Source organism: Microbacterium sp. Z12_35 (genome assembly GCF_058310475.1).
This window is the reverse complement of record NZ_JBZEGJ010000001.1, coordinates 1,158,149-1,170,215: the sequence shown is the minus strand read 5'-3', so window position 1 is coordinate 1,170,215 and position 12,067 is coordinate 1,158,149. Positions and strand designations below refer to the sequence as shown.

Annotated in this window: 11 protein-coding genes; 3 read left to right on the top strand and 8 right to left on the bottom strand. The window is 69.2% G+C overall.

The window, feature by feature from the left end; all coding sequences use genetic code 11:
• Nucleotides 1-9 precede the first annotated feature (9 nt).
• The 5 genes from AC4FS1_RS05835 to AC4FS1_RS05815 all read right to left on the bottom strand — a co-directional run bounded on the left by AC4FS1_RS05835 (nt 10) and on the right by AC4FS1_RS05815 (nt 6,427).
• Nucleotides 10-948 carry a carbohydrate ABC transporter permease gene (locus tag AC4FS1_RS05835; protein WP_491153313.1) on the bottom strand — a complete coding sequence of 313 codons (939 nt, stop codon included), beginning with the start codon at nt 946-948 and terminating at the stop codon, nt 10-12.
• Between the two features lie 27 nt (nt 949-975).
• Entirely contained in the window at nt 976-2,244 is a 1,269-nt protein-coding gene (locus AC4FS1_RS05830; RefSeq protein ID WP_491153312.1) for an ABC transporter substrate-binding protein, read from the bottom strand.
• 112 nt (nt 2,245-2,356) lie between these two features.
• Complete coding sequence (locus tag AC4FS1_RS05825; RefSeq protein WP_491153311.1) at nt 2,357-4,384, bottom strand: class I mannose-6-phosphate isomerase; 2,028 nt, start codon at nt 4,382-4,384, stop codon at nt 2,357-2,359.
• Nucleotides 4,381-5,304 carry an ROK family protein gene (locus AC4FS1_RS05820; protein ID WP_491153310.1) on the bottom strand — a complete coding sequence of 308 codons (924 nt, stop codon included), beginning with the start codon at nt 5,302-5,304 and terminating at the stop codon, nt 4,381-4,383. The genes AC4FS1_RS05825 and AC4FS1_RS05820 overlap by 4 nt, the downstream gene beginning before the upstream one ends.
• 79 nt (nt 5,305-5,383) lie before the next feature.
• Nucleotides 5,384-6,427 carry a LacI family DNA-binding transcriptional regulator gene (locus AC4FS1_RS05815; RefSeq protein WP_491153309.1) on the bottom strand — a complete coding sequence of 348 codons (1,044 nt, stop codon included), beginning with the start codon at nt 6,425-6,427 and terminating at the stop codon, nt 5,384-5,386.
• A gap of 201 nt (nt 6,428-6,628) precedes the next feature.
• Between AC4FS1_RS05815 and AC4FS1_RS05810 the strand changes: the two genes are divergently transcribed.
• The 3 genes from AC4FS1_RS05810 (at nt 6,629) to AC4FS1_RS05800 (ending at nt 8,795) form a co-directional block, all read left to right on the top strand.
• On the top strand, nt 6,629-7,111 hold the full coding sequence (locus AC4FS1_RS05810) for a GAF domain-containing protein (RefSeq protein WP_491153308.1): 483 nt from the start codon (nt 6,629-6,631) through the stop codon (nt 7,109-7,111).
• A 126-nt stretch (nt 7,112-7,237) separates the two neighbouring features.
• Nucleotides 7,238-8,227: an aldo/keto reductase gene (locus AC4FS1_RS05805; protein WP_491153307.1), complete on the top strand. Its 990-nt coding sequence runs from the start codon at nt 7,238-7,240 to the stop codon at nt 8,225-8,227.
• A gap of 1 nt (nt 8,228) precedes the next feature.
• Nucleotides 8,229-8,795: a mismatch-specific DNA-glycosylase gene (locus AC4FS1_RS05800; protein WP_491153306.1), complete on the top strand. Its 567-nt coding sequence runs from the start codon at nt 8,229-8,231 to the stop codon at nt 8,793-8,795.
• A gap of 78 nt (nt 8,796-8,873) precedes the next feature.
• Here the strand turns inward: AC4FS1_RS05800 and AC4FS1_RS05795 are convergent, their stop codons facing one another.
• The 3 genes from AC4FS1_RS05795 to AC4FS1_RS05785 form a co-directional block, all read right to left on the bottom strand.
• Nucleotides 8,874-9,536: a response regulator gene (locus AC4FS1_RS05795; protein ID WP_491153305.1), complete on the bottom strand. Its 663-nt coding sequence runs from the start codon at nt 9,534-9,536 to the stop codon at nt 8,874-8,876.
• Entirely contained in the window at nt 9,533-10,765 is a 1,233-nt protein-coding gene (locus AC4FS1_RS05790; RefSeq protein WP_491153304.1) for a sensor histidine kinase, read from the bottom strand. The genes AC4FS1_RS05795 and AC4FS1_RS05790 overlap by 4 nt, the downstream gene beginning before the upstream one ends.
• 68 nt (nt 10,766-10,833) lie before the next feature.
• The gene (locus tag AC4FS1_RS05785; RefSeq protein WP_491153303.1) at nt 10,834-12,057 is read right to left on the bottom strand and encodes a serine hydrolase domain-containing protein; all 1,224 of its coding nucleotides are present in this window, start codon (nt 12,055-12,057) and stop codon (nt 10,834-10,836) included.
• Nucleotides 12,058-12,067 lie beyond the last annotated feature (10 nt).

Here is a 12,067-nt window from a genome sequence, read left to right as displayed (position 1 = left end):
TGAGCCTCGTCACATCTCGTGCTTCGGGGACAGCTGCTGGCGGAGGTAGATGACGGAGGCCAGCAGAGTCACGATCGTGAGGAACACCGCGACCGCCGACCCGAGCCCGTACTCGCTGTTGACGAACGTCTCCTTGTACATCGTGAGCGCGAGGGTCTCGGATGCGGTACCCGGACCGCCCTTCGTCATGGCCCAGACGATGTCGAAGGTCTTGAGGCTCGCGACGATCGAGAGCCCGACGACGACGGCGGTGAGGGGGCGGAGCATCGGCCACAGGATGCTGCCGAAGAGGCGGAAACCGCCCGCGCCGTCGATGCGTGCGGCCTCGAGCGGTTCCTTCGCGATCGACTGCAACCCGATGGTGAACAGCAGCGCGTTCACCCCGACGCCCTGCCACGCCGACGCGAAGATCATCACGACCGTGTTGAGCGGCGAATCAAGCAGCCACCGCGGCGGATCTGTGATGCCGACGAGGAGGAGCGCCTGGTCGAGCGCCCCGCCGGAGGAGAGGATGAACGACCAGATGACGCCGACCCCGATGCCCGACAGGGCGTAGGGGATGAGGAACGGGAGGCGGAGCCACATGCCCCCGCCGAGGTTCCAGGTGAGGAGGGCGATGGCGAGCCCGATGCCGACGGGCACGATCAGGGTGCCGACCACCCATAGCAGGGTGTTACCGGCGGACACGAGGAATCCCGCATCCGAGAACATCTCGACGTAATTGTCGAGACCCACCCAGTCCGGGCTGCCGAGACCGTTGTACTCGGTGAAGCTCAGGTACACGGTCCACAGCAGCGGGAGGTAGAGGAGGACCGCGACCAGGAGCACGCCCGGGGCGATGAAGCCCCGGGCGGACCACTGGTACGGCGTCTTGGACGGCCTCGGCTCCGCAGTCGTCGGCAGCAGAGGCCTTTCGGCATCCGTCTTCGACGTCGTGATCGTCGTCATCGGTGACCTTTCAGACGTCCTCGCGGATTATTCCTGCGAGGCCCAGTAGGTGTCGGCCTCGGCCTGGATGGTCTCGAGGGACGGCATCGGGTCGCCCGGGTTGGCGATGAAGGCGCCGAACTGCTCGAGTGCGACGTTCAGCACGGAGCTGGGCATGGCCTCGAAGAATCGGTCGTACAGCACGTAGTCGGAGCCGGAGATCTGGGTGCCGAGCTCCTCGAGTGCGGGGTCGGAGACCGTCGCCTTCGGGTTGAACGCCACGTCGCCGTGCGCGTCGTTCCAGGCGCTCTGCGCCGTGTCCGACATCCACCACTCGGAGTACGCCAGGCCCAGGTCCTTCTGCGATGAGTTCTCGGCGACGCACATGGGCCCGGACTCGACGGCCACCGGGGTCGCCTCGAGGTCGGAGTTCACAGCCGGGATGACGAACATGCCGTAGTCGTCGCTCGTCATGCCTGCGCCGGCGAGGTTGCCGGCGTACCACGTCCCGAAGTCGATCATCGCGAAGTCGCCCTGCTTGAGCCCGACGGCGGGATCTGTGGAGCTGCCGGCGTCACTGAACCAGCCGTTCTCCATCTCCTCGAGCCAGAGGTTCATGACATCGACGATCTCGGGGTCGGTGTACTTCACCTCGCCGGTGGAGAGCCCCTCGTAGAGCTCCGGGTCGGTGCTGGCGACGAGGTGCTGGAACCACTGGAAGGTGAAGAGCGTGCTCGTCTGGTAATAGGGCGTGACTCCCGCATCCTTCAGGGTCGTGGCAGCCGTGTTCAGGTCGTCCCAGGTCGTGGGGACGGTGACGCCGTTCTGCTCGAAGAGGTCCTTGTTGTAGAACATGACCCAGTAGGCGATGTTCATGGGCACGCAGTACTGCTTGCCGTCGAAGGTGTACGAGTCGCGCAGGCTCTCGCTGACCCAGCCCTCCTCGAGGGCGTTGTCCCAGATGTCGGTCGTCTCGGCCACGAGGCCCTCATCGACGAGCTCCTTGAGGGACTCGCCGGTGTGCCAGGTGAACAGGCCCGGGGCCTTCGAGGTGCGGAACGACTGCTTGATGAAGGCGTCGTACTGGTCGGCGTCGGAGTAGCCGGTGACCTTGAGGTCGATGTCTTCCTCCTCCGAGCTGACCGTGTTCAGCGACTCGAAGTCGCCCTTCCACGCGGCCTTGTCCGTGGCGAAGTTGAGGGTGCCGGTCGTCGCGCCGGCGGAGGAGGAGCCGCCACCACCGGAGCATCCGGTGAGCGCGGCGCCAGCGAGAGCGACGATCGCCAGCGAGCCGGCGAGGATTCGTCGAGAGGACATGTGAACTCCTTCGTTCGTGAGGGGTTTCGGGTGGTGCGTGGTTCTGAGTGGGGTGCGTCGGGGTGCGGTGTGTGGCGGGATGCGGTGTTGGTCGGGACGCGGCGGGTGCGGTTTACGGACGCGGGGTGGGCTGCAGGGGTCGGGTGATGCCGTGTGCGGTGCGAGCAGGGCCGTCGGGCTCGGTGCGGCCTGCAGTGGGCCTGTGGCCCGCGGGTTCGGCGGGGTTTGTGGTTTCGTCGTGGTTCGCGGCTGCGGTCTGCGCTTCGGACGGGGCGTCGCGCGTGCGTTCCGTGCCGCGGACGTAGGCCTTGAGGGTCGCGAAGCGCTCCGAGCGCGCGTCGGCGGTGCGTTCGATCACGTAGGCGCCCACGGATGCGGGGACGATGAACGTCTCGGCATAGTGCACGAGGAACGGCTCGAACGCGCCGGTGGGGCTGACGACGCGCACCTGGTCGCCCTCCACCAGGTTCAGCACGTTGACCGTGCCCGCGGTGTCGTGGGCGGCGCGCTCGGTGAACCAATGCCGGCGGGTCTCGATGAACTCGAGCTCGTGAAGCCCGGTGCGTTCCTCGATGACCCCGTGGTCACTGCTGAGCACCTCCACCTGATCCACGAGGTTGTCGGTCACCCAGGCGGTGTCGCGGTCCCACTGGATGTTCCTCGCGCCGTGCTTCAGGTGCACGGGCCGCGGGATGCCGTCGAGGCCGAGGCGGCCCCAATCCCACAGCTTGAACGTGAAGATGAACGGGGTCGCCGAGATCTCGAGAACCATCGAGTTCTCGCCCGAGCAGTGGATGGTGCCCGCGGGGATCGCGAAGTGGTCGTGCTTCTTCGCCGGGAAGGTGTTGACGTACTCCTCGGTGGGGAACGGCGCGTCGCCGCCCTGCGCGACCTCGAGGTCGCGCAGCATCCGTTCTCGATCGATGCCCTCCTTGGTGCCGAGGTACACGACCGCGTCGTCGCCCGCATCCAGGAGGTAGTAGCTTTCGTCCTGCGTGTAATGCATGCCGAACGTGTTCTGGATGTAGTCGGTCAGCGGGTGCACCTGCAGGCTGAGGTTGCCACCGCCCATCGTGTCGAGGAAGTCGAAGCGGATGGGGAACTCCGCCCCGAACCGTGCGAATGTCTTCTCGCCCAGGAGGTCGACGGGCTGGGAGAGAACGAGATCCATCGCGGGGATCTCGATCACACTGCCGCCGCCTTCCCCGCCGCCGTCGGCGTGGGCTGACTCGCGGAGGAGGAGCGAGTTCTCCTCGGGCACGCAGTCGAAGCACCACGCGTAGTTCGGCTGCGATGGATCGAGTCCGATGACGCTCTTCATCCATTGACCGCCCCACACGCCGGGGTCGAAGAACGGAACGACACGGAACGGCCGGGCCGTCGCGTCACGCAGCGCGCCGCGGAACGCCTCGCCCGTAATCATGCCGAACTCGTGGGCGTCTTGGGCATGCGAGGGCGAGATCGCGTTACCGTCCACGACGAAGTCGACAGTGGGGAAGAGGGTGCGCTTGTGGCGGTCGGCGACACGCCACTCGACGAAGAAGCCGCGTTTGTACTTGCGGAGATTGTCCTCGTCCGCGTTGTCGCAGTGCCAGTTGGTCGCTCCGCGGCGCTGACGCTGCTGCAGCTCCCACCGGGCCATGTCCACGAGGATCGTGGTGGGGGCCGGTGTGGTGGCGTCTGCCGCGCCGACGAGAGAGGCGCCCCAGCCGACGAGAACGGTGGGCCGACCTCCGTCGACATCCAGGCGCTGGAGGGCCTCAGAGTCGTAGAAGTCCTCCAGCACGGCGTGGCTGAGCACCCCGAAGACACGGTCGTCGGTGAGATTGCCGGCGATCATGGCGTCGATCACCGCGAGCGGACGCGCGGCCTGCTCGACGTCGACGACGCTCCACGCGGGCAGCGCAGAACGGATGCTGTCGATCAGGGCAGAGAGGTCGGTGCCGGGATACGTGTCGACGACGAGCCGCGGAGCGCGATTGCCGCGGGCGGCTTGATCCTCAGCAGCGGCGGCAGCGCGGAGCCAGGCGTCGGCACCCCGGACGATGCGCTCGCCGTGGGGGAGGGCGATGGTCGGCTGGGTGTCGTAGGTGCCGCGGACGGTATGACCGCTGTGCATGTCACCGATGGTTCCGGTCAACGGACGATCTCCTTGGCGGTCGCGGATGCGGATGCGGAAAGGACGGCGAGGCCACGAAGGACGGACAGCTCGGGCTGCATGGCGATGACCAAGGGCGGCCGGTGTGACGACGGCCACAGATGGCGGTGGACGTGCTCGCGCAGGGGATCCGCGATGCGGGCGCCGGCACGCAGGACGCCGCCGGAGAGCACCACGAGATCGGGGTCGTACATGTGGCAGAGGGTGACGATCGTCGCGCCCCAGACCTGCAGGAACTCCTGGAAGAGCGCCGATGCCGCCGCGTTGGTCGTGCTGAGAGTCACGAGCGCATCCATGCCCGCCAGGTCGGGGCGCCTTTCCCGTAGCGCTCGGGTGCTGGCCAGCGACTCACCGCAGCCGACGTTGCCGCACGGGCACAGCGGAGCATGCACATCTGTGGTGACGTGGCCGCCCAGGATGCCGGCGTGGTCGTGGGCGCCCCAGAGGAGGCGACCGTCCATCGCAGCGGCCGTGCCGATGCCGGTGCCGAGGGTGACGAGGACAACGTCTCGTTCTCCGGTCGCCACTCCCGAGGCCATCTCGCCGGCGAGTGCCGCTCGGGCGTCGTTCTCGATGATGGCCGGCGCACCGAACCGTTCGCGTGCCCAAGCCGTGAGATCCACTCCGGCGCTGGAGGGCTCGCTGCCGCCATCCCGGAGATAGCCGTACTTGGCGTTGGCGTGCAGCATCCGCCCCGTCCTGCGGTCCACCACGCCAGGGACGGCGATCCCGACGGCGGTGACGGCGCCCACGCGGGCGATGAGCCCGTCAGCCGCCGCGGCGGCTCGGACGAGATCCTCCGCAGTCCCGGCGACGGGCAGGACGTCGACCGCGAGAGGGGTGCCGTCGCGCAGTATCCCCGTCTTGATCTCGGTGCCGCCGAAGTCTATGCACAGCTGCACGGCCCACCTCCTCGTGTCGTCGCTTGGCTGGTAACGTTACCAACGCGCCTCGCGGGGGTCAATGCCCGATTCGGGAGACCTATCGGCTACGCCGCGTGAGAGTGACGGGCATCTGAACCTCGCGCACCGGGTCGTTGCCCGCGCCGTCGAGACGGGCGAGCAGCAGGCGCGCTGCCTCACGACCGAGCTCACGTGCGTCGTGGCCGATGACGCTCACCGGCACCGGCATGAGGGCCGAGAGCTCGAAATCGTCGAAGCTCATCACCTCCGGCAGCTCCGCCGCAGACCGGCCCAGGTCACGGATCTGACGGCCGATCTCTTCCACGGCGCCGATCGCGTTGCGGTTGTTGGCACAGAACACTGCCGTCGGGGGATGGGCGAGCTCGAGGAGGGTCCGCATCGCCTCCCGGGCCTGCGCGACGTCCTGCTGCCCCGGGCCGATCAGTTCGGGGTCGATCGGGACGCCGCGGTCGCGGTGCGCCTGCTCGAATCCGACGTACCGCCGGCGTCCGGTGAACATCGAGCGGGCGTTGCCGAGGTAGGCGAGGCGCGTATGTCCCGCATCGAGCAGGGCGAGCGTGCCGCGGTACGCGCCGCCCTCGTCGTCGAGGACGACGCTGTCGACCGCGAACCCGTCCGCGCGGCGGGAGGCCAGTACGACGGGTAGGCCCTGCGCGACTGCTCGTTCGAGGTGCTCGTGGTCGCCGCTGGCCGGGACGACGATGAGCCCGTCGACTCGGCGGCCCAGGAAGTCATTGATCAACTGGCGTTCGCGGTCGCCGTCCTCCGAGGTGTTACCGAGAAGGATGCGCCGGCCCGTGCCCGCGGCCTGCTCCTCGACGCCCAACGCGAACGTGCTGTAGTACGGGTTCGCGATGTTCGTGATCGCGACGCCGATAAGACCGCTGGATTGTCCGGGCCGGATGCTGCGTGCGTTCTCGTTCCGGTGATAGCCGAGCTGCTCCACGGCTGCCCACACGCGCGCCTGGACGTCGGGTCGCACGTTGGTGCCGCCGCCGAGGGTGCGAGACACCGTCATCGGGCTCACGCCGGCGTGCTGGGCGACCTCTTTGACGGTCGGGCGCCGGGGGGAGTCGCCGGGGTGGCTCGTGGGCTCGCTCATCATGTGACTCCGGGCGATCGGACCCCGCGGCTGAGTGCCCCGGGGCTTGGGGAACGTTACCAGCCGTACACCCGAGCTCGATGCCGGGGAGCGGGGATGCCCAAACGGGCGCGTACGTTCGCCGTCGGCTGCGGGTGAGTGGGTGCCGCTCTGCGCCGGCGTCTCGGGCGCGGCAGACCGGGGCCTGGGAGGATGACATGCGTGACCGAGTTCCCCCGCGCGTTCCGCGCTCCGATGCGGTCGCGGAACGACGACGTGCCGGACGGTGCAGCGGTGGAGCGCGCCCTTTCGGAAGGTCTGTGCGGCCTCGGTGGGATCCTGGCGTCGCAGCCGCGGTCGCTCGGGGAGGCGACCGCCGGCCTGGCTGCCCACCACGATGAGCGGATGGCGCGCCGCCTCGAGCGATTCGCTGCTGTCCCCGATGGCGCCTTCGTGTGGACCCGGGACGTCGACGGGCTCTTCTGGCTCGGGCACCTCGAAGGACCCTGGCGTTACGACGGCAGCGCCGACGCAGCGCGCGTCGACCTCGTTCACGTCCGACGCTGCTCCTGGCTGGACGCCCCGGTTTCCGAGGAGGATGTTCCCCGGCGCGTTCGTGTCGCGTTCGCCCGGGGAGGCCGCAACTGGCAGGAGATCCACGACCGCGCAGCGGCCGAGGCATCAGCGCGGTTGTGGCGGCGCTGACGCGACCAGATACCCGGCGCGGGCACGGTGAGATGTCCGGCCCCGGGGCCGGTGCCGTCGCGACGGGATCCGTGGCATTGTCGTAGTCGGCCCGGGCAGCTTCCGGCGCCGGAAGGAACGAACACCATGGAGCAGCGTGATCTCGGCCGCACCGGCCGCACCGTTTCGGTCATCGGCCTGGGCACCTGGCAACTCGGGGCCGACTGGGGTGAGATCACCGATGATGCAGCCCGCGCCATCCTCACCACGGCGGCGGATCGCGGCATGACCCTGTTCGATACCGCGGATGTGTACGGGGATGGACGCAGCGAGAGGTTCATCGGGGCCTACCTCGCGGAGCATCCCGGAGCGGACGTCTTCGTCGCGACCAAGTTCGGACGCCGGGTGGAGCAGACGCCGGAGAACTACACGCCGGGGAACTTCCGCGCGTGGGCGGACCGTTCCCGGCACAACCTGGGCACGGACACCCTCGACCTCGTGCAGCTGCACTGCCCGCCCACCGAGGTGATCGAGAGCGACGCGACGTACGACGCGCTGGACGCGCTCGTGGCCGACGGCACCATCGCCGCCTACGGCGTCTCGGTGGAGACGACGGCGCAGGCCCTCGCCGCCATCGCGCGGCCGAACGTGACGAACGTCCAGATCATCTTCAACCCGTTCCGGTTGAAGCCGCTGGATGAGGTGCTCCCCGCCGCCCGCGCGGCCGGAGTGGCGATCTTCGCTCGGGTGCCGCTGGCGTCCGGTCTGCTGTCGGGCAAGTACACCGCCGACACGACGTTCGCGGCCGACGATCACCGCGCCTTCAACCGGCATGGTGAGGCGTTCGACCGCGGCGAGACCTTCTCGGGCGTCGATTTCGAGGTCGGCCTTGCCGCAGTGGCCGAACTGACCCAGGCGCTCCCCGAGGGGGTGTCCCTCCCGGCCGCCACCCTCGCGTGGATCGCTTCCCAGCCCGGCGTCACGAGCGTCATCCCGGGGGCCAGCAGCGTCGCACAGGCGGAGAAGAACGCGGATGCGGCGGCCGTGCTGTCCGACGTGGATCTCAGCGGGTTCGACGCGGCCGTACACCGCGTGTACGACGAGCGCCTGCGGGCGGACATCCACCCGCACTGGTGACATGGGGTTCACTCGCGCCGAACTGGAGTCGTTCCGGGGTGCCACCATCCCGGATCTGGTGCCGGAGAAGCCCAAGCTCCTCTTCGTGGGCATCAACCCGAGCCTGTGGACCGCGGCGACGGGAACGCCGTTCGCCCATCCCGGAAATCGGTTCTACCCGGCGCTGGTGGCCGCGGGCATCCTGCCCCGGCTCCCTGCATTCTCGGAGCCGTTGCGGGACGAGGATCGCCGGATGATCCTGGACGCCGGAATCGGGATCTCGGCCCTCGTCCGCCGGGCCACTTCCCGCGCCGACGAGCTGACGCGGGAGGAACTGCGGGAGGGCGCGGAGCGTGTGGCGGGCGATGTGCGGCGGTGGCAGCCGCACGTGGTCGCGGTCTTGGGTGTGACGGCCTACCGACAGGCGTTCGGATACCCCCGCGCGGCGGTGGGGCGGCAAAGCAACGAGATCGCCGGTGTCCCGACGTGGGTCGTCCCGCACCCGAGCGGCCTGAACGCGCACGACACCGTCGCAACGCTGGCAACGGCATACGCCGAACCCGCTCGGGCTGCCGGCATCCTGTCCTGAAGACCCTTCCGGATCCACGAGCCGGCCGGTTCCCCGTCGGATCGCGATTTCCCTTCGAGAGAGCCCCGCACCGGGCCGTCAGGCGATCGGGACGACGCCCGTGCGGATGCCCCACAACACGGCCTGCAGGCGATCGCGGGCGCCCGTCTTCTGCAAGATCTGGGCGAGGTGGTACTTCACGGTCGTCGTCTCGACGAACAGCCGCTGGGCGATCTCCGCATTCGACAGCCCCTCGGCCAGCAGCCGCAGGACGTCGAGTTCGCGTTCGGTCAGCGGCACCGTCGAAGCTGCGCCGGTGCGATGCGCATCGCCCGGCCGTCTCTGGGTGAACTCCTGCAGGATGCGGCGGGTCAGCCGCTGGTCGAGCGTGCCGTCGCCCGCGGCCACGGAGCGGATGGCGCCGAGCAGCGTCGCCTCGTCCGCCCCCTTCAACAGGAACCCCGCCGCGCCCGCCTCCAGCGCGGCGAAGACGTCTTCGTCGATGTCGAAGGTGGTGAGGATCAGCACATCTGTCGAGAGCGCGGGGTCGCTGGTGATCGCGCGGGTCGCGGCGATCCCGTCGGTTCCCGGCATCCGGATGTCCATGCACACGACATCGGGATGCAGCGCACGCGCCAGCGCGATGGCCTCCGCACCGTCCGCGGCTTCGCCCACGACCTCGAGGTCATCTTCGGCGCCGATGATGACGGAGAGTCCCGCGCGCACGATGGACTGGTCGTCGGCGATCAGTACGCGGATCATTCAGCGTTCCCTTCTCGTGATCGCGGGATCACGAGTTCGTTGGCCCAACCGCCGTCGGGCTGGACACCCGTCGTCAGTCGCGCCCCGATGAGCTGCGCGCGCTCGCGCATCCCCGCCAGGCCGTACCCGTCCGTGCGTACGGCGGCTTCCCTCCGTGGCACCCACCCGCTGGGCTCGTTCCGCACGAGAAGGCGCACCGTGTCCGTATCGACGTCGACCCGTACTTCGGATGCGGCGCCGGGGGCGTGCCGTGCGGCGTTCGCGAGCGATTCCTGCACCATCCGGTAAGCGGCCGTCTCGGCGAGCGCCCCCAGCGGAGGCAGCTCGCCTTCGACGACCAGGTCCACGATTCGGCCCGACTCCCGCGCCTGGGCGACCAGGGCAGGGATGCGGGAGAGTGACGGTGGTGCGGAGGGCACCTGGGGTCCTGCCCCGGCCGCATCATCGTCGCGCAGGAGCCCGACGGTGCGGCGCAGATCGGTGAGGGCGGTGCGGGCGTCGACCTGCACCGCGGCCAGCATCTGCCGGGCGCGTTCGGGATCGGTGCGGGTCAGCGCCGAAGCGGCCTGTGCCGAGACGATGATGCCCGACAGGTGGTGTCCGGCGACGTCGTGGAGCTCGCGCGCGAGGGCGGTCCGCTCGCTGCGCAGAGCACGCTCGGCGCTTTCCCGCCGCTCGCGCTCGACCAGCACCGCCCTTTCCCGCTGGGCGAAAGCGAGCTGCTCACGGTTCCGGGCGTATTCCGCCGCCGCGACGGGCAACGCGTAGAGGATGACGACCCTCGACACGCTCGCGATCAGGATCGCCGCGACGGGCATCCCGGCGATGCCCATGGAGACCGCACCCGCCGCGACGGTCGCCGCCGCGGCGATTCCCACCGGAACGAGCGCGGCGGGGAACGATGAGCGCCGCCACGCCGCGTACGTCGCGAACAGGACGGCGAGCGCCCCGATCCCCAGCTCACCGCCGCTGGTGCCGAGGATCAGCGCATCCAGGGCGACGACGGCGGCGAGGGCGGTGACGGGGAAACGGCCGCGGAGCACGAGAGCGAGGGCTTGCAGCGCCACCATCCCGGCGTGGGCGACCGGCGGGACGGGAGAGATCACCGGGTCATCGAAGCTGCCGGCGAAGTCCACACCGACGTATCCGATCGCCACCGCGAGGATGATCACGGGCGCGATGGCGGCCCGCCAGCCCGACGCGGGCGCGGGCGTCGCGGGCACGGGCATGGACAGAGTCAACCACGACGGGTGCCGGCGCGTACTCGCGCCGGCACCCGTCTTTCCGTCGGTCGGGATCACTGATCTTCCAGCGTCTCGTCCAGGGCATCGAAGATCACCTGGTACTTCTCCAGCAGGGGCTCTTCCGCTGCCGGATCGGCGATCGCCCAGGGGAGTGCGTTCACGGCGATCGTGACGGCCGTGCCGTCGGGGGCCACGGCGTTGCGCGTCTGCATCCCCTGAATGTCGCCGCCGTGTCCCCAGGCCAGGCCGCCATCTTCGAGCGAGAAGCTCTGCAGGCCGAGGCCATAGGCATTGTCCTCATGGAAGGGGTCGCCGGCGGGCACCGTCTGCTGCATGAGTGACAGGCTGTCCTCGTTGACGAGGTCACCGCGCAGCAGTGCCTGCATGAAGAGGTTCAACTCGGTCGGGGTGGACACCAGCGCACCCGCCGACCATGCCGTCGACGTGTCGAGGTCGGTGATCTCCCGCAGGTCCTCCGGGAATTCGGCGTGATAGCCCTCGATGTGCTCACCGCGCAGCTCGCGCTCGGCAGGGCCGGGGAGATACGTGTGCTCGAGGTTCAGCGGTTGCACGATCCGCTCATCGATCTGCTCCCACAGTGCGCGCTCGGTGACGCGCTCGATGAGAAGGCCGAGGACGAAGTAGTTCGTGTTGCTGTAGTCGAAGCGCTCGCCGGGAGCGAAGTTGGCAGGCTGGGAGAGGCCGATGTCCACCATGTCACGAGCCGACACGTACAGTTCCTGCGTCGCGAAGGCGTCCAGGGCGAACTCCTCGGCGTTCTCGGCCAGGCCGGCGGTGTGCTGCAAGAGGTGATGGACGGTGATGGCCGTGCCATCGATGCCTTCGCCGGCGACGACTCCGGGAAGGTACGTGTCGATCGGTTCGTCGAGGGACACCAGGCCCTCCTCGACGAGCTGCATGACGATCGTCGCGACGAACATCTTGGTGTTGCTGCCGACACGGATCTCGCCGTCTTCCGCGGTCTCGCGGTCGGAGGAGAGGTCGCCGTCACCGACGAGCACCTCGATGCTCGAGCCGTCCGGATGCGTGATCGATGCCTGTGCGGCGGGGTATCCGGCATCGACGATCGACTGGAGGCGCTGCTCCAGCTCTTCGCGCTCGGTGTCGACGCTGGTGCTGCGCGCGGCGGCGCCGAAGGCGAGTGCGCCGACGACCAGTACGGCCGCCGCTGTGCTCGCGAGGGCAACGCGTCCGCGGGGCAGGCGGCGTCGCTCGGGCGGCGCGGCTGGGGTGGGGGTCATGTTGTTTTCGCTCATGACCCCAGCC

What these genes read in the sequence shown, in the direction of transcription:
- AC4FS1_RS05800 (WP_491153306.1), top strand. Translation starts at nt 8,229, where the DNA reads ATGGGGTTCACTCGCGCCGAACTGGAGTCGTTCCGGGGTGCCACCATC.
- AC4FS1_RS05805 (WP_491153307.1), top strand. Translation starts at nt 7,238, where the DNA reads ATGGAGCAGCGTGATCTCGGCCGCACCGGCCGCACCGTTTCGGTCATC.
- AC4FS1_RS05795 (WP_491153305.1), bottom strand. Translation starts at nt 9,536, where the DNA reads ATGATCCGCGTACTGATCGCCGACGACCAGTCCATCGTGCGCGCGGGA.
- AC4FS1_RS05785 (WP_491153303.1), bottom strand. Translation starts at nt 12,057, where the DNA reads ATGAGCGAAAACAACATGACCCCCACCCCAGCCGCGCCGCCCGAGCGA.
- AC4FS1_RS05835 (WP_491153313.1), bottom strand. Translation starts at nt 948, where the DNA reads ATGACGACGATCACGACGTCGAAGACGGATGCCGAAAGGCCTCTGCTG.
- AC4FS1_RS05815 (WP_491153309.1), bottom strand. Translation starts at nt 6,427, where the DNA reads ATGAGCGAGCCCACGAGCCACCCCGGCGACTCCCCCCGGCGCCCGACC.
- AC4FS1_RS05790 (WP_491153304.1), bottom strand. Translation starts at nt 10,765, where the DNA reads ATGCCCGTGCCCGCGACGCCCGCGCCCGCGTCGGGCTGGCGGGCCGCC.
- AC4FS1_RS05830 (WP_491153312.1), bottom strand. Translation starts at nt 2,244, where the DNA reads ATGTCCTCTCGACGAATCCTCGCCGGCTCGCTGGCGATCGTCGCTCTC.